The organism is Variovorax xiamenensis (assembly GCF_050916385.1).
Taxonomy (GTDB): Bacteria; Pseudomonadota; Gammaproteobacteria; order Burkholderiales; family Burkholderiaceae_C; genus Variovorax.
This window is the reverse complement of record NZ_CP139038.1, coordinates 7,093,623-7,109,407: the sequence shown is the minus strand read 5'-3', so window position 1 is coordinate 7,109,407 and position 15,785 is coordinate 7,093,623. Positions and strand designations below refer to the sequence as shown.

Genomic DNA, 15,785 nt, shown 5'->3' with positions numbered 1-15,785 from the left:
TCCACGGTATCCGCGTGCCTCGATGCGCGCATCACAACAACGAGCCGGAGACAAACCATGAACGCTTCATCGAACGCGCGCCGTCGGCGCACCGTGCTGCACGCCGCAGCCCTCGCAGTCCTCGCAGTGGGGCTGGGCACTACGGCCATCGCCTTTGCGCAGCAGCCCCAGCCCACTCCAGGCTGGCCCGCGCGGCCCATCAGCCTCGTCGTGCCCTTCCCCGCCGGCGGCACCACCGACGTGCTGGCCCGCGCACTGGCCGACAAGCTCTCGCAGTCGCTCGGCCAGCCGGTGGTGGTCGAAAGCAAGCCGGGCGCCGGCGCCACGCTGGGCGCCGACTACGTGGCCAAGGCCAAGCCCGACGGCTACACGCTGCTGATGGGCGCGGTGCATCACACCATCGCCACCAGCGTGTACAAGAAGCTGCCCTACGACTTCCAGAAGGACCTGGCGCCCATCACCGTCGTGGCGATGGTGCCGAACGTGCTGGTCATCAACGCCGCGAACACGCCTGCGAAGAACGTGGCCGAACTGGTGGCGCTCGCCAAGGCCGCGCCCGAGAAGCTGGCTTACGGCTCCAATGGCAACGGCACGGCGCAGCACCTGATCGGTACGCAGTTCCAGGCGAGCACCGGCGCGAAGCTGCTGCACGTGCCCTACAAGGGCAGCGGGCCGCTCACCACCGACCTGCTCGGCGGGCAGGTGGCGATGTCCTTCGACACCATCACGCCGGTGCTGCAGCACATCAAGGGCGGCAAGCTTCGCGCGCTGGCCGTGACCACCGCGCGGCGCTCGTCTGTTCTGCCGGACGTGCCGACGCTGGACGAAGCCGGGCTCAAGGGCTTCGACATCGGCACCTGGTTCGGCGTGCTCGTGCCGGCGGCCACGCCGAAGGAGATCGTCGCGCGCCTGAACGCCGAGATGGTGAAGATCATCCATTCGCCCGACTTCGCGCAGCGCATGCAGGCCATCGGCGCCGAGCCGCTGGGCGGCACGCAGGAAGAGATGGCGCGGCAGATCCGTGAGGAGACGGCGAAGTTCGCGAAGCTGGTCAAGGAAGGCGGCGTCGCGATCGAGTAGGTCGAGTAAGTCGAGAAGGTCGAATAAGAAGGAAATACGCGTCCGGCGTGATACCGGTTACGACCGCGCACACCTGCGGTCGGCGAGTGCCCCGCCGAGGTCATAGGATCGGGGCTTCCGAATTCACCGCCGCCGCGCCCATGTTCATCGTCACCCTCACCTACATCCGTCCGCTCGAGGAAGTCGACGCGCTGATGGATGCGCACATGGTCTGGCTCAAGAAGCACTACGAAAGCGGCCTTTTCGTGGCGTCGGGCCGCCAGGTGCCGCGCCAGGGCGGCGTGATCCTCGCGCGCTCGGGCGACCGCGAGGGCCTGGAGGCGGTGCTGGCGCGCGACCCCTTCGTGCAGGGCGGGGTGGCGCGCACCGACGTGATCGAGTTCGTGCCGCGCATGACGGCACCGAACCTCGAGATGCTCAAGAACTACTGACGGGCCGCGCCGGCACTTCCTCGCGCCCGCCGGGATGCCGGGCGAAGCGCGGGGCGTCGTGCCCGTGCACCGGCGCCGCGTCGTCCCAGGGCCAGCCGCCGAACTGCGTGCGGCGGTAGTCGGCCATGGTCTGGCTGATCTCGGCCTGCGTGTTCATCACGAAGGGGCCGTACTGGGCCACCGGCTCGGCGATCGGGCGGCCTTGCAGCACCAGGAACTCCGCGGTTTCCTCGTTGCCGTTGGCGATTTCCACGGCCACGTCGGCGCGCAGCTCCACGGCCGCTGGGCCCTGCACCCGCTCGCCGCCGACCAGCGCCGTCGCGCCCTTGAAGAAGTACAGCATGCGCCGCGTGCCCTCGCCGGTGGCGGCGGGCAGCGTCCATTGGGCACCGGGCGTCATCTTCAGCGTCCAGATCGCCACGTCGGCGTCGGCCTGCGCGGCCCACGAGTCGGGCGGCGGCGCCAGCGGCTGGATCGGGGCCCGGCCGTTGGCGGGGTCGTCGCTGAGCCGGCCCGCGATCACCGCGACCTCGGTGCGGCCGCCCTTCGCGTCGTCGGAGACGAAGCGCGGGATGGCCTCCGACCAGAACATCGTGAAGTGCGGCTCGGCCATCTTGTTCTTCGCCGGCAGGTTGAGCCAGATCTGGAACAACTCCAGCGGGTTCGCCGAGGCGTCGTCGAGCAGCGGGAACATCTCGGAATGCACGATGCCCTTGCCGGCCGTGAGCCACTGCACGTCGCCGCCGCCGAAGCGCGCGGTGGCGCCCAGCGAGTCGGAGTGGTCGACCAGGCCCTTGCGCACGATGGTCACGGTCTCGAAGCCGCGGTGCGGGTGCGAGGGAAAGCCCGGCACCGTGTCGCCGTGGTACATGCTCCAGCCGTCCTTGCGGCTGAAGTCCTGGCCGATCTGGCGGCCGGCCAGTGAGGCCTCGGGGCCCATGCGGCCGTTGGCCTTCGGGTAGGCGTCGTCGTGGTAGACGCAGAAGAGAAACGGGTCGATCGTCTGCCACGGGAAGCCCAGGGGGGCGATCCGCACGATGGGGCTCCTGCTGACGCTGCTGTCGTTGTTGTCGGTCATTTCGCTGCTGTTCCTTTCCAGGTGGGGCGCGGCCGATGATGCCGCGCCAGTGCCTGGAATATCGGGGCGCCGCCGCCTTGCGGTAGGTGCCTTGCGTGCAACGGTGAAGAGCGCGTATGGAACGATGGGCATCGATCGTCCTCCCCTTCGGCGGCCTGCCTGCCGCGCCTTACTGCTTCGGCATTTCGGCGTTCGGGTCCATGTAGACCAGCTCCCACAGGTGGCCGTCGAGGTCCTGGAAGCCGTGGCCGTACATGAAGCCGTAGTCCTTCGGCTCGGTCGGGGTGGTGCCGCCGGCAGCCTTGGCCTTGGCCACGAGCTCGTCGACCTCGGCGCGGCTCTCGCACGAGAGGCACAGCAGCACCTCGGTGCTCTTGGCGGTGTCGGTGATGCTCTTGGTGGTGAAGGTCTTGAAGAACTCCTCGACCAGCAGCATGACGTGGATGCTGTCCTTCTGGACGACCATGCACGCGGCATTGGCGTCGGTGAACTGCTCGTTGAAGGTGTAGCCCAGCGCGGCGAAGAACGCCTTGGTCTTGTCGAGGTTCTTGACGGGGAGATTCACGAAGATCTGCTTGGTGGCCATGGTGTCGTCCTGTCGATGAAAAGGGTTGTGGAGGTGTTTTCCGGCGTTTTGTGTACGCCGTCCACAAACGATATCAAATCAAATGGACGGCGTCCACATCTTTTTTCGAAACCGGTTGATCCGGCGATGCGACCGGGATTGCTGGGGGTGAAATGAACGGGGCATCATGGTCGCCATGGAAATCGAGTTCAAGTTCTGCATCCCCCCCGGCCGCCTGAAGGCCGTCGAAGCCGCCCTGAAGCGCGGCACCGTCGTGCGCACCCGCCTGCAGGCTCGCTATTTCGACACCGCCGACCAGCGCCTGGCTGCCGACGGCATGGTGCTGCGGCTGCGCAAGGAAGGGCGGCGCTGGGTGCAGACCGTGAAAGCCACTGGCGACAACGCCCTGCACCGGCTGGAGCACAACGTCGACCTCGGCACGACGGGCCCGGCGCCGCAGATCGATCCGCAGCGCCACCAGGGCACGCCCGTGGGCGAGCGGCTTGCGAAGCTGCTGGCCGACGGTGGGGGCACGCCGCTGGTCGAGCGGCAATCGACCGACATCGTGCGGCTCACGCGGGACGTGCGCGTCACCGGGGTCGGCGGCGCGGTGGTGGAAATGGCGCTCGATGTCGGCAAGGTCGTGGCGCATGCCGGCACGCCCGAGCAGCGCGAATCGCCGGTGTGCGAGCTTGAACTGGAACTCAAGCGCGGCGACGTGCAGGGCCTGGTCTCGCTCGCGCGGCGCTGGTCGCAGCAGCACGGGCTGTGGTTCAGCACCGTATCGAAGGCCGAACGCGGCGCGCGCCTGCTGGCGGCGCAGGAGACCGTGGAAGCCGTGAAGGCCGAGACGCCGCGCTTCGCCGCCAGGCAGCCGGACGGCCTGGCCATCCGGCAGGCCGTGGTGGCGTCATGCCTCGCGCAGATGCTGCCGAACGCCAGCGAGATCGCCGCGGGCAGCACCGACGAGGAGCAGATCCACCAGCTGCGCATCGGCATCCGCCGCTTGCGCACCGCCTTGCGCGAGCTTGCGCCGCTCGACCCCGCCTCGGGCCTCGTCGAAGCCGCCGAATGGGAGCCCCCGCTCGTCGAAGCCTTCCGCGCGCTCGGCGCACTGCGCGACCGGGAGCAGGTCGTGAAGCTGGCCCAGCCGCGCCTGCGCGAGGCCGGCGCGCCCGACTTCGACCCGCTGGCCGCCGACGATGCCGCCGCAGCCGATGCGCCCTCGCCCGGCGACATCGTGCGCGCCGCGGCCTTCCAGAACGTGCTCGTCTCGCTGATCGGCTTCACCGCCGCGAAGCCGGCGGAACCCGCGTTGGCACCTGCCGCCGAAGAAGGCCAGTCAGCCCCGCCGGCCCCCGCGCCCGTCGGCGCCAACGCCGCCCGCCGCCTGCTGCGCCAGCGGCTGCAGCACTTGCACAAGCAGGTGCTGCGCGACGGCGAGCGCTTCGAATCGCTGGACACCGAAAGCCAGCACCGCGTGCGCAAGCGCCTCAAGCGCCTGCGCTATCTCGCCGAGTTCGTGGCGCCGCTGTTCGACGGAAAAGAAGATGGCAGCGCCGCCAGCCGCTACCTGAAGGCCCTGCGTCCCGCGCAGGACGCACTTGGCGAATTCAACGACGAGGCCGTCGCGCTCGCGCTGTACCGAGAAGCTACCGCGCGCGATGCCCGTGCATGGTTCGCGGTGGGATGGTTCACCGCGCGGCACGAGGCCGGCGCGAAGGCTTGCCGCAAGGCTCTCGCGAAGATCGAGGACGCGGCGAGGTTCTGGAAGAAGAGCTAGTCGTCAGCCGGCAGCGGCTTGTTCAGTGATGGTGCCCGTGCGCCCCATGAACATGTCGGTGCTCGATCTCCACCGGCTGCGCCGCGCGCACATCGGTCACCTGCAGGCTGAACTTCAGCGCCTTGCCGGCCCATGGATGGTTGCCGTCGAGCAGCACGACCGGGCCCTTGATCTTCATCACGGTGAAGACATGCTCGCGGCCGTCGTCGAGTCGGCCCTGGAGCTGGCCGCCGACCTTCACGCCGGGCGGGAAGTCGGTCTTGGGGATGCTGCGCACCAGCGATTCGTCGCGCTGGCCGAAGGCGTCTTCCGGGGCGAGGTTCAGGACGGTCTGGTAGCCCTTTTCCTTGCCGTCGAGGGCTTCCTCGATCTTGGGCAGGGTGTTCTCGTATCCGCCATGCAGGTAGGCCATCGGCTCGGGGCTCGCCTCGATGAGCTTGCCCTGGGCGTCGGAGACTTTGTACTTGATGGTGACGACGGTGTCTTTTGCGATTTTCATGGGCTCGCATTCTCAGTCGAAACCCGAAGGCGCAGGCGGCCGTGCGGCTACTTCAGCATGTCCATCTGGTCGAGCTTGCCCATCACCAGCTCGATGAAGGCCGATACCGCCAGCGGAAGGTGCTTGCGGCTCGGGTACACCACGCTGAGTCCCCGGCCGGTGTATTCGTACTGCGGCAGCACCCGCACCAGCAGCCCCGCCTGCTCGTCGCGCGTGGCCATCGCGGGCGGCAGCTGGGCGATGCCCAGTCCGGCCAGCGCTGCCTTGCGCAGCGCCTGGGCGGTGTTGCCGGTGAAGCGGCCGGTGACCTGCACTTCCTCTTCCACCCCGTCGGGGCCGGTGAGGCGCCAGGCGGTGTGGCCGCCCGGATGCGGGGGCGTCACGCAGTCGTGCTGGGCCAGCTCCTGCAGGCTCCGGGGCTCGCCGCGCCGCTCGATGTAGGCGGGGCTCGCCAGCAGGCCGCCGCTGCGGGTAACGAGCCGCCGGCCGATGTAGCCCGAGTCGCGCAGCACGCCGCCGCGAAAGGCCACGTCGATCCGCTCGGCGATCAGGTCGGCCGCCGCGTCGCTGAGCACGAAATCGAGCTTGACCAGCGGATGCTCGGCCAGGAAGTCGGCTACCCACTCCATCGGGAAAAAATCGAAGAAATCCGCCGGCGCGGCCACCCGCACGAGGCCGCTGGGCTCCTGGCCGCCGGCCGCCAGCGCCTGTCCGGCCGCGGCCAGCCCGTCGATCAGGCCGGCGCACCGGTCGTGGAAATCCTGCCCGGCGCTGGTCAGCGTGAGCTTGCGCGTGGAGCGCTGCATCAGCCGGGTGCCCAGTTGCGACTCGAGCTGCTGGATGCGCCGGCTGACGGTGTTGGGCGGCAGGCCCAGCCGCCGCGCAGCCTCGGCAAAGCTGCCGTAGCGCACCACCTGGACGAAGACGGCGACGTCGTTGAGGTCGAACATGGTGGCTGATTCCTTCTATTCGTGGACGAGTGCAATCCGACTCTACCGCCTAGTCGATCAATGGGTGCGTGCCTAACCTTCTGCCCATGACTTCCACATCACTCGCTTCCCCTACGCAGCGCCGCATCGTCTGGGGCGTGCGCATCCTGCTGGCACTGGCTTTCGGCGCCGCCGGTGCCGCCAAGCTGGCCGGCGCGCCGCAGATGGTCCAGGTGTTCGACGCCATCGGCTTCGGCCAGTGGTTCCGCTACGTGACGGGCCTCGTCGAGGTCGGCGGCGCCGTGCTGCTGCTGGTGCCCGCCACCGGCTTCCTCGGCGGCCTGCTGCTGTTCGCGACCATGGTCTGCGCCGTGGCCACGCACTTGGCGCTGATCGGCGGCAACCCGGCGCCGGCCCTGGTGCTGGCGCTGCTGTCGGGCTTCGTCGCCTGGCGGCTGTGGCCTCTGTCCCAACCTGCCGTCACGGCGGCCTGACCTGACTTCCTTTCTTCCTTCCAACTTTCCCCGGAGTACCCCATGACCCAGCAACAACCCCGCATCGGCATCATCCTCGGCTCGACCCGCGAAGGCCGCTTCGGCGAGAAGCCCGCGCAGTGGATCCACGAGATCGCGATGCAGCGCACCGACCTCGCCTTCGAGCTGGTCGACCTGCGCGACCACCCGCTGCCCCTTTTCAACGAAGCCGGCGCGCCGGCCTGGGGCCCGGTGAAGAACGAGGCTGCGCAGCGCTGGCAGGCGAAGCTGGCCACCTTCGACGGCCTGATCGTCGTCACGCCCGAATACAACCACGGCCCGAGCGCGGTGCTGAAGAACGCGATCGACTGGGCCTACAAGGAATTCATCCGCAAGCCGATCGGCTTCGTGGGCTACGGCGGCGTGGGCGCCGCGCGCGCCATCGAGCAGCTGCGGCTGGTGGCCGTCGAGATGCAGATGGCGCCGGTGCGCCATGCGGTGCACATCGGCATGGTCGAGTTCCTGGGCATCTGGCAGCAGGGCAAGAGCTTCGGCGACTTCCCGCACCTGGCGCAGGCGGCCACTGCGCTGCTCGACGACATCGCGTGGTGGACCAAGGCGCTGAAGACAGCAAGGGAGGCCGCATGACCGCCGCAGTTGAAACGCAGGCCCGCGCCATCGTCTACCGCACGCGCGGTTCGCGCCACGGCGGCATCACGCGGCTGATGAGCCCCGGCGACCTGGGCGAATTCCTCAAGCCCTTCGTGTTCCTCGATCTCTTCGGCTTCGACGTCACGGGCGGCCACAAGGGCTTCGGCCTGCACCCGCACTCGGGCATCGCCACGCTGACCTGGCTGATGGAAGGCGACACGCGCTACGAGGACACCACCGGCGAACAGGGAACGCTGCACGGCGGCGGTGTCGAGTGGATGCGCGCCGGCAACGGCGTGTGGCACACCGGTTCGCCGGCGCCGGGCGTGGAGCGCGTGAGCGGCTTCCAGCTGTGGGTGGCGCTGCCGCCCTCGGAGGAGAACGCACCGGCGCAGAGCATGTACCTCGCGCCCTCGCAGGTGCCGAAGGAGGGCCCGGCGCGCGTGCTGCTTGGCCGCTACGGCTCGGCGCAAAGCCCCGTCTCGGCACCGTCGCCGATGAACTACCTGGCCGTGACGCTGAAGGACGGCGAACGCTGGAGCTACCTGCCGCCCGCCGGCCACACCGTGGGCTGGGTCGCTGTCAGCGCGGGTCGGCTCGAAGCGGGCGACGACACGGGCGGCCCCATCGCCGCAGGCGAGCTCGCGGTGTTCGAGGAATCGGGCGCGGCCATCGACTTCGTGGCCCATGGCGACACCTCCTTCGTGCTGGGCTCGGCGGTGAAGCACCCGCACGAGCTGGTGATGGGCTATTACTCGGTGCACACCAGCAAGGCCGCGCTCGACCAGGGCGAGGCCGAGATCCGGCGCATCGGCGCGAAGCTGCGGCAGGAAGGGCGCCTCGCCTGACGGCGCAGCCGGTAGTAAGTAACCCGGCGTGCGCCGGGCGGGCGGCTGCGCCAGAATCGTTCGCTTCATCCATCGAACGATCCGGCTGGCTTTGCAGCCAGCCCCAGCCCCCGCCATGAACATCGCCGATTCCTTCGTCACCAACGCCGCCCGCTTTGTCGAGATCCGGCGCGACATCCACGCACACCCCGAGCTCGGTTTCGAGGAGCACCGCACCTCCGAGAAGGTGGCGAAGCTGCTCGCCGAATGGGGCATCGAGGTGCATCGCGGCATCGCGGGCACGGGGCTCGTCGGCGTGCTGCGCAAGGGCACGGGCAGCCGCACCATCGGCCTGCGCGCCGACATGGACGCGCTGCCGCTGCACGAAGCCAACGAGTTCGCCCACAAGTCGACGAACCCCGGCCGCATGCACGCCTGCGGCCACGACGGCCACACCACCATGCTGCTGGCCGCCGCCTGGCACCTGTCGCAGCAAGGGCCCGACGACTTCGACGGCACGGTGAACTTCATCTTCCAGCCTGCCGAGGAGATGGGCAAGGCCGGCGCCAAGAAGATGATCGACGAGGGCCTGTTCGAGCGCTTCCCGTGCGACGCGGTCTTCGGGCTGCACAACTTCCCGGTGGGCGACGTCGGCCGCTTCGCGCTCAACGAGGGCGCGCTGATGGCCTCGAGCAACACCTACATGATCACCGTGCGCGGTCGCGGCACGCATGCCTCGATGCCGCACACGGGCATCGATCCGGTGGCGGCGGTGGTCACGCTCGCGCAGCAGCTGCAGACCATCGTGGCGCGCACCATTCCGAGCACCGAGCGCGCGCTGCTCGCGGTCACGCAACTGCAGGGCTCCGACGCGCCCAACGTGATTCCCGACGTGGCCACCGTGGGCGGCACCATCCGCACCTTCTCCATCGATGCCATCGACAAGCTCGAAGCCCGCCTGCGCGAAGTGGCCGCGGGCGTGGCGGCCGCGCATGGTTGCACGGCCGAGGTGTTCTTCAGGCGCTCCTCGCCGCCGACCGTGAACCACCCGGCCGAGGCGCGCTTCGCCGCCGGCGTGATGCGCGAGGTGGTGGGCGACGACATGGTCACCGACGACTTCCCCGCCGTGATGGGCGCGGAAGACTTCGCGCACATGCTGCTCGCGCGGCCCGGCTGCTACGCCTTCCTGGGCAACGGCGACGGCGACCACCGGCTCGACGGCCACGGGCCCGGCCCTTGCATCATCCACAACACCTCGTTCGACTTCAACGACGAGATCATCCCGATCGGTGCCAGCTACTTCGTGAAGCTGGTGCAGCGCTGGCTGCCGGCGCGCGCCTGAAGTCCTTTCCTTTCCTTCCCGTTGACGATGACCAAGAAAGTGGCCACACAGATGACCTCCACCCAGCTCACCCGACGTTCATTGACCGCGCTCGCCGCCGCGGCGGCGCTTTGCGGCATCGTGCCGGCGCATGCGCAGCAGCGCGTGATCCACATCGTCGTGCCCTTCGGCACCGGCGCGGTGCAGGACACGGTGGCGCGCGCCTTCAACAACGAACTGGGCGCCGCGCTGGACGCCAGCGCCATCGTCGAGAACCGCGCGGGCGCGGGCGGCACCGTGGGCGCAGCGATCGTGGCGCGCGCGCCGGCCGACGGCAACACGCTGATCCTCGCCGCGGCGAGCCACAACATCGCGGGCTTTCTCTACAGCAAGCTCAGCTACGACCCGCTGAAGGACTTCGTCGGCGTGGCCAACGTCGGCAACGCGGGCTATGTGCTCGCGGTGGCCAGCGGCATGGGCGTGTCGAACACGGCCGACTTCATCAAGGAGGTCAAGGCCAACCCCGGCAAGTACAACTTCGCCTCGGCCGGCAACGGCAGCGCCACGCACCTCGCCATGGCGTCCTTCCTCGCGAAGGCGGGGCTGCAGATGACGCACATCCCGACCAAGTCGACCGGCGAGGCCGTCAACGAGGTGCTCGCGGGCCGCGTGCAGGCGGTGATCTCGTCGAGCATCGGCGTGATCGGCTTCCAGGACGACGCGCGCATGAAGCTGCTGGCCTCCACCGGCCAGTCGCGCAGCCCCTTCCTGCCCAAGCTGCCGACCGTGGCCGAGAGCGGCCTGCCCGGCTACGCCTTCGATTCCTGGATCGGCCTGCTCGCGCCGGCCGGCACGCCCAAGGCCGAGGTCGAGCGCCTGAACGCCGCGGCCAACAAGGTGCTGGCCGACCCGGCGATCCAGGAACGCTTCAAGCGCCTGGGCGTGGAGCCGCGCAGCCAGAGCGCGGAGGAGTTCCAGAAGCTGCTGCGCTCCGATTGGGATGCGATGGGGGTGGTGGTGAAGGCTTCGGGGGCGAAGGTCGATTGAGGCACGCTTTATAAGCCTGAGCCAGTAAATCAATAATATCGGCTTTAGACGATATATTGACAAAATAAGCCAGGGCCGATATGTTGATTGCAACATGGACTATCCCCTGCGCTTCGTCGACCAACTACGGCCGCACCTCAAGGCGCTGCGAAAAAGGCGCGGCCTGACGCAGGCTCAGGCCGGTGCGCTCATCGGCGTCAGCCAGGCTCGGGTCGCCGAGATCGAAGCCGGTCCGGGCGCGGTGAGCTTCGAGCAGCTGATGAAGTTGCTGTCGGCGCTTGGCGCCTCGTTCGTCCTGCGTGAAGACGAGCCTCCGGCCTTCGTGCCCGATGCCGCAGACGAGCAGGCGCGTGCTCCTGATGCGCTGCCGGACGACGACGTGAAGCTCCCGCAGGCACAGGGAAAGTGGACCGTCCGCAGGATGAGCGACCAATCGGTACTGGCCAGCGTGTTGCCGGAAGACTCCGCCGATCTCGCTGAAAGCGTCGCCGCGCGAAGGCTTGGCATGGGCGCATTGCTGCGCGAGCTTCGTGCGCTCAATCCCGACAAGACCGTGGAGCCGACATCGCGGCGGAATTTCCTGATCCGGGCGAAGAGGGAAACGTGGTGACGCAGGCGCTGAATGCATGGATGAACGGCGAATTCGTCGGCACATGGTCCGTCGACCGCGACTCCCATTCGTTCCGGTATGACCCCCGCTGGCTGACGCTGCCCCGGCACCGTTCGTTGTCGCTGTCGATCCCGATCAACCCGGCGCTCGAAGTGCGGGGCGAGGTGGTGAAGAACTACTTCGACAACCTGCTGCCCGACAGCGACAGGATTCGCGCGCGTCTGCGCAGCCGCTTCAGGCTCAAGGACGCAAGGACTTTCGACCTGCTCGAAGCCATCGGCCGCGACTGTGTCGGGGCCGTGCAACTGCTGCCCCAGGACGCCGCGCCCCAGGGCTGGGATGCAGTGAACTGCGAGCCTCTGGACGAAGAGCAGATCGCGGCGCTGCTTCAGGCCATTCCGTCCGAGGACACCCCGGAAGGCATGCAGGACGAGGACCTGTTTCGCATCTCCCTTGCCGGCGCACAAGAGAAGACCGCCCTGACCTTCTGGAACGGCAGGTGGTGCCGGCCGCACGGCGCCACGCCCACCACGCACATCATCAAGCTGCCGCTCGGATTGATCGGTGGCTCGAAGCGCGTGGACGCCTCCGATTCGGTGCAGAACGAATGGCTGTGCGCGCAGATCGTCGAAGCACTCGGCCTGCCTGTGGCGCCGACCTCCATGGCCTCTTTCGGCGGACAGACGGTTCTCGTCGTGGAGCGGTTCGACCGCGAGCGGATGGACGGCGGCACCTGGATCGCGCGCCTGCCGCAGGAAGACTTCTGCCAGGCCATGGGCCTGCCTTCCGACAAGAAATACGAGCAGCACGGCGGCCCCGGCATGGGCAAGTGCCTGCAGCTTCTGCAAGGCAGCGGGAATGCCGGCGACGGCACTCGGTTCCTGCTCGCGCAACTGGCGTTCTTCCTGCTCGCCGCCACGGACGGCCACGCCAAGAACTTCTCGATCCGCCTGCTGCGCGGCGATGCCTACGAAATGACGCCGCTTTACGACGTCATCTCGATGTGGCCGTACTTCGGCAATGGGCCGAATCAGTTCCAGCCGCGCAAGGCGGGGCTGGCCATGGCCGTCCGATCGAAGAACACGCACTATCTGCTCCACACCATCCAGGCTCGCCATTGGCATGGATTGGCCATGAAGAACGGTGGCATCGACGTCTGGAGCGCCATGCTGGAGATGGTGGCTTCGGTGGATGACGCGCTGGGCGAGGTCGAGGCCATGCTGCCTGCGGGCTTTTCCGGCCGGACCTGGGAGTCCGTCTCGCGGGGCATGCGAAGCGAGGCCAGGCGATTTCTCGACGGGGTGGCCCACATCGCCATGTAGGACGCCGCTGAATTGACAACGCGCCGTCCGCATTCATGCTTCCCGGTGGGCTTCGGGGCATTCCGCCTCGGACCGCAGAAGGGGCTTTCTCATGGATCCGACGTCGCCATTCAATCCACCGCCGGGCTCGCCCGCGAGCAGGTCGCCCAGGGTGCTGTGGGCGGTGATCGGCGTGCTGGCCGTGGCTGTCGTGGCGCTGGGCGGTACCTTGCTAAACAGGCAGGGAACGACGACAGCGGTCGCGCCGCCGGCCGCCCTCGCCGCAGCCGCCGACAACGCGCCCAAAGCGCCCGACGATTTCAAGCCTGAGGCGATGCCACCGGCGCCTGCCGTGCCGCCGCCGATGGCCGCCGGCCCCGCGCCGCAAGCGATGGCTGCCGCGCCTTTGTCCGCGCCCGTGCGGGCACCCGAACCGCCACCGGCGCAAGCCATGCAGCCCGGGCCCGCGCCGGGTGCGAACGCTCCGATGATGGCCGCCGCCCCGCCCGCGCCGCCCTGCGCGGTCTGCGGGCATGTCGAATCCGTGCGACAGGTGCAGCGTCCGCAGAAGACCACCGGCGTGGGCATCGTGGCCGGCGGCCTGGTGGGCGGGCTCGTGGGCAACCAGTTCGGCCATGGCAACGGGCGCACCGCGACCACCGTGCTCGGCGCGGTCGGCGGCGGCTTCGCGGGCAACGCCATCGAGAAGCATGTGCGCACCGTCACGGTCTACCAGGTGAGCGTGCGCATGGACAACGGCGCGCTGCGCACCGTCGAGACGAAGACCGCGCCGCCGGTCGGCCAGCCGGTCACGCTGAAGCGCGGCGTGCTGCGCCCCGCCGAGCGGCACGGCTAGGCGTCGCCGCCTGCCCTGGCTTCACCTAGCCTGCCGTCGGCGGGCCGGGGCTTCGCTCTTCCGCGCGATATCACAGAAGAACCTCGCCCGGAAGAGCGCTTGCCCGACGGATATCTTGACCATATATCCTTAATATATTTAAAGTGCGACGCTTCCACACCGCACACCAAAAGGAGCGATCAAGTGAGCAATCCCCGCTGGCAAGGCATCTTTCCCGCCGTCACCACCAAGTTCAACGCCGACGAGAGCATCGATGCCGAGGGCACGGCCCGGCACATCGACTTCCAGATCCGCAACGGCATCCACGGCCTCGTCACCTGCGGCTCGCTCGGCGAAGCCAGCACGCTGACACTGGAGGAGAAGCTGCAGGTCGCGAAGATCGCGCTGGAGGCCGCCGACGGCCGCATCCCGGTGCTGGCCAACGTGTCCGAGACCAGCACGCGCGAGGCGCTGCGCTACGTCGATGGCGCCAACAAGCTCGGCGTGGCCGGCTTCATGGTGATGCCCTCGGTGATCTACGTGGCCGACGCGCGCGAGGCCATGCTCAACGTGCGCACCATCGCCAACGCGGCGCAGAAGCCCATCATGGTCTACAACAACCCGGTGGCCTACCGCGTCGACCTGAAGCCGCAGCACATGGTCGAGCTGGCCGACTGCGAATGGATCGCGGCCATCAAGGAAAGCACCGACGACATCCGCCGCATCACCGACCTGCGCAACACCGTGGGCGACCGCTACCAGCTGTTCCTCGGCGTCGACGACCTTGCCTACGAGGGCCTGGCGCTGGGCTGCGACGGCCTGCTGGCCGGCGTGGGCTGCGCCTTCCCGCGCGAGACCGTGGCGCTCTACGACCTGATGAAGGCCGGCAAGTTCGCCGAGGCGCTCAAGCTCTACCAGTGGATGACGCCGATGCTGCACCTCGACGTGTCCACCAAGCTCGTGCAGAACCTCAAGCTCATCGACGCGCTGGTGGGCGTGGGCACCGAGCACATGCGCCGCCCGCGCCTGCCGCTCATCGGCGCCGAGCGCGAGTTCATCGAAGGCATCGTGAAGAAGGCGCTCGCGACGAGGCCTGTTCAATACCAGTCGGTCATGTAATAAACCGACGGCGCGCTGGCGCCGGCTTATCCGCCGGCCGCCGGCAGCGTGTTTTTCATCGTCCCCAACCCAGCAGGAAGAAGCATGAAGACAAAAGCAAGCATGGTTTCGTTTCCCGGTCTCGCCGTCATCGCCCTGGCCCTCGCCGGCCAGGTGCATGCGCAGGAGCAGGTGGTCAAGATCGGTCACAGCGGTCCGCTGTCGGGCCCCAATGCCTTCGCGGGCAAGGACAATGAAAACGGCGTGCGCCTCGCCATCGAGGAGCTCAACGCAAAGAAGCTCGTCGTCGGCGGCAAGACGCTGAAGTTCGAACTGGTCTCGGAAGACGACCAGTGCGACGCCAAGACCGGCGTGAGCGTGGCGCAGAAGTTCGTGGACGACGGCGTCAAGTTCGTCATGGGCCCGTACTGCTCGGGCGTCGCCATCCCGGCCTCGCGCGTCTACAGCGACGGCGGCACCATGGTCTCCACCGTCGGCACCAATCCGAAGGTCACGCAGGGCGGCTACAAGAACCTCTATCGCATCATCGCGAGCGACAACCAGATCGGCGGCGCCATGGCCGTGTATGCGGCCAAGGAGATGAAGGTGAAGAAGGTCGGCGTCATCGACGACCGCACCGCCTTCGGCCAGGGCCTGGCCGAGGAGTTCACCAAGGAAGCGAAGAAGCAGGGCCTGACCGTGGTCGGCCAGGAGTTCACCACCGACAAGGCCGTGGACTTCACCGCCATCCTGACCAACATGAAGGCCAAGGCGCCCGAGGCCATCTTCTTCGGCGGCTACGCGCCGCAGGCCGCGCCCATGGCGCGCCAGATGAAGCAGCTCGCGGTGCCCGGCAAGCTGCTGGGCGGCGACACCGTCTGCAGCCCCGCCACCGGCAAGCTCGGCGGCGATGCGGTCAACGACCTCGTGTTCTGCGCGCAGGGCGGCTCCATCCTCGAGAAGGCGCAGAGCGGCCCGGCCTTCAAGGAGAAGTTCAAGAAGCGCTTCAACATCGATCCCGACGCATACGCCGCCTCGTACTACGACCAGGTGCTCTTCATCGGCGAGTCGATGAAGAAGGCCAACTCCATCGATCCCGACAAGGTCGGCGCCGAGCTCTACAAGACCACCTACAAGGGCGTGGCCGCCACCTACGCCTACGACGACAAGGGCAACATGAAGCAGGCGCCTATCACGGTGTTCACCTTCAAGAACGCGGCCCCCGTGCCCATCGCGAGCTACTGAGCCCAAGCGAAG

The 15,785-nt window shown here is 68.2% G+C and carries 17 protein-coding genes; 13 read left to right on the top strand and 4 right to left on the bottom strand.

The annotated features are described in order from the left end of the window. Positions 1 to 57: 57 nt before the first annotated feature. A complete protein-coding gene (locus tag SFB74_RS32800; RefSeq protein WP_432728550.1) occupies positions 58 to 1,080 on the top strand; it encodes a tripartite tricarboxylate transporter substrate binding protein in 1,023 nt (340 codons plus the stop codon). Between the two features lie 140 nt (positions 1,081 to 1,220). Then, a complete protein-coding gene (locus SFB74_RS32795; RefSeq protein WP_432728549.1) occupies positions 1,221 to 1,511 on the top strand; it encodes a YciI family protein in 291 nt (96 codons plus the stop codon). Here the strand turns inward: SFB74_RS32795 and SFB74_RS32790 are convergent. Next, a complete protein-coding gene (locus tag SFB74_RS32790; RefSeq protein WP_432728548.1) occupies positions 1,498 to 2,589 on the bottom strand; it encodes a pirin family protein in 1,092 nt (363 codons plus the stop codon). The genes SFB74_RS32795 and SFB74_RS32790 overlap by 14 nt on opposite strands. Positions 2,590 to 2,758: 169 nt before the next feature. Next, positions 2,759 to 3,175, bottom strand: coding sequence for a VOC family protein (locus SFB74_RS32785; protein ID WP_093195881.1), 417 nt, complete (start codon positions 3,173 to 3,175; stop codon positions 2,759 to 2,761). 166 nt (positions 3,176 to 3,341) lie between these two features. On the opposite strand from SFB74_RS32785, the gene SFB74_RS32780 reads away from it, so the two are divergent. Further along, complete coding sequence (locus tag SFB74_RS32780) at positions 3,342 to 4,937, top strand: CHAD domain-containing protein (RefSeq protein WP_432728547.1); 1,596 nt, start codon at positions 3,342 to 3,344, stop codon at positions 4,935 to 4,937. Between the two features lie 22 nt (positions 4,938 to 4,959). Here SFB74_RS32780 and SFB74_RS32775 read toward each other — a convergent pair whose 3' ends face one another. Together SFB74_RS32775 and SFB74_RS32770 are read right to left on the bottom strand one after the other, a co-directional pair. After that, positions 4,960 to 5,436, bottom strand: coding sequence for an FKBP-type peptidyl-prolyl cis-trans isomerase (locus tag SFB74_RS32775; protein ID WP_093195883.1), 477 nt, complete (start codon positions 5,434 to 5,436; stop codon positions 4,960 to 4,962). A gap of 47 nt (positions 5,437 to 5,483) precedes the next feature. Continuing rightward, complete coding sequence (locus SFB74_RS32770) at positions 5,484 to 6,386, bottom strand: LysR family transcriptional regulator (RefSeq protein ID WP_432728546.1); 903 nt, start codon at positions 6,384 to 6,386, stop codon at positions 5,484 to 5,486. Positions 6,387 to 6,472: 86 nt separating this feature from the next. Between SFB74_RS32770 and SFB74_RS32765 the strand changes: the two genes are divergently transcribed. The 10 genes from SFB74_RS32765 (at position 6,473) to SFB74_RS32720 (ending at position 15,773) form a co-directional block, all read left to right on the top strand. Continuing rightward, on the top strand, positions 6,473 to 6,859 hold the full coding sequence (locus SFB74_RS32765; protein ID WP_432728545.1) for a DoxX family protein: 387 nt from the start codon (positions 6,473 to 6,475) through the stop codon (positions 6,857 to 6,859). A 42-nt stretch (positions 6,860 to 6,901) separates the two neighbouring features. Continuing rightward, positions 6,902 to 7,486: an NADPH-dependent FMN reductase gene (locus SFB74_RS32760; RefSeq protein ID WP_432728544.1), complete on the top strand. Its 585-nt coding sequence runs from the start codon at positions 6,902 to 6,904 to the stop codon at positions 7,484 to 7,486. Next, a complete protein-coding gene (locus SFB74_RS32755; protein ID WP_432728543.1) occupies positions 7,483 to 8,337 on the top strand; it encodes a pirin family protein in 855 nt (284 codons plus the stop codon). Before SFB74_RS32760 ends, SFB74_RS32755 begins: the two co-directional genes overlap by 4 nt. Positions 8,338 to 8,452: 115 nt before the next feature. Continuing rightward, a complete protein-coding gene (locus SFB74_RS32750) occupies positions 8,453 to 9,658 on the top strand; it encodes a M20 aminoacylase family protein (RefSeq protein ID WP_432728542.1) in 1,206 nt (401 codons plus the stop codon). Positions 9,659 to 9,685: 27 nt separating this feature from the next. Further along, a complete protein-coding gene (locus tag SFB74_RS32745) occupies positions 9,686 to 10,684 on the top strand; it encodes a tripartite tricarboxylate transporter substrate-binding protein (protein ID WP_432728541.1) in 999 nt (332 codons plus the stop codon). Positions 10,685 to 10,778: 94 nt separating this feature from the next. Continuing rightward, positions 10,779 to 11,294, top strand: coding sequence for a helix-turn-helix domain-containing protein (locus tag SFB74_RS32740; RefSeq protein WP_432728540.1), 516 nt, complete (start codon positions 10,779 to 10,781; stop codon positions 11,292 to 11,294). 20 nt (positions 11,295 to 11,314) lie between these two features. Continuing rightward, positions 11,315 to 12,616 carry a HipA domain-containing protein gene (locus SFB74_RS32735; protein ID WP_432732035.1) on the top strand — a complete coding sequence of 434 codons (1,302 nt, stop codon included), beginning with the start codon at positions 11,315 to 11,317 and terminating at the stop codon, positions 12,614 to 12,616. 91 nt (positions 12,617 to 12,707) lie between these two features. Next, positions 12,708 to 13,451 (top strand): glycine zipper 2TM domain-containing protein, encoded by a 744-nt coding sequence (locus SFB74_RS32730; RefSeq protein WP_432728539.1) that lies wholly within the window; start codon positions 12,708 to 12,710, stop codon positions 13,449 to 13,451. A gap of 183 nt (positions 13,452 to 13,634) precedes the next feature. Then, positions 13,635 to 14,549 (top strand): dihydrodipicolinate synthase family protein, encoded by a 915-nt coding sequence (locus SFB74_RS32725; RefSeq protein ID WP_432728538.1) that lies wholly within the window; start codon positions 13,635 to 13,637, stop codon positions 14,547 to 14,549. 84 nt (positions 14,550 to 14,633) lie between these two features. After that, entirely contained in the window at positions 14,634 to 15,773 is a 1,140-nt protein-coding gene (locus SFB74_RS32720) for a branched-chain amino acid ABC transporter substrate-binding protein (RefSeq protein WP_432728537.1), read from the top strand. Positions 15,774 to 15,785 lie beyond the last annotated feature (12 nt).